The 782-nt window shown below is 24.0% G+C and carries 1 pseudogene; it reads right to left on the bottom strand.

Going from position 1 to position 782, the window contains the following annotated elements:
- Positions 1-39: 39 nt before the first annotated feature.
- A pseudogene (locus tag GBZ86_RS17555) lies at positions 40-782 on the bottom strand (hypothetical protein); the annotation flags it as partial.

The following is a 782-nucleotide window of genomic DNA, read 5'->3' on the forward strand; positions in this document are numbered from 1 at the left end:
TACTAAATTTAATAAAGATTTTTTCTATTTAAATACCTACTAAAAATTACCTATTTTAACAGATCCATCATTATAAATTCTTCCAAAATCTATAGTACCGCTACCTCCGTCTTCTATAGATGTAATATTTAAAAGTTTAAAAGAATGATATGTTTTTTCCCCATCTTTTTCTTCATCAGCACTAATTACTATTAGCATTCCATCTTTAACATTTTTACTAAACTTTTCATTGGTATTAAGAAAAATATTACTTGAAGGATCTTTTTCAAATGACAAATTATTTCCTTCTCTTGAAACATTTACAGGGATTATAGCACCAACATCTTTTGATTTAATTTCATATTCAGCCACTTTTTGTGCCAATTCACTTAAGGATAAACTACTATTTTTAATATTATTTGACTTAGATTTTGTAGTATTCTCTTTATTATTACTTTCATTTTCCTTATTTTCACTTTGATGAATGGTATTAGAACTATTTTCTTTTTTTCTATTATTATTATTATTAACATTAGATTTAGATTGATTTTCATCACTTTTTTTATAGGTAGTATTTTCAGATTTATTATTAGTGTCATTATTGTTATTTTTTAATTGTTCTTTTGTATTTTCATTATTAACATTATTTTTTGATTGCTGTTCTTTATTGTCAGTTTCTTTATTTTTAGTTGCATCATTAATATCACTTTTATTATTTGTTGATTCAGTATTAGCTTTATTAGTATCATCAGCATTAACACTTGCAGAGCTATTACCACAGCCACTTAAAGCAACTACCATAC

It is taken from the genome of Clostridium tarantellae, assembly GCF_009295725.1.
Taxonomy (GTDB): domain Bacteria; phylum Bacillota; class Clostridia; order Clostridiales; family Clostridiaceae; genus Sarcina; species Sarcina tarantellae.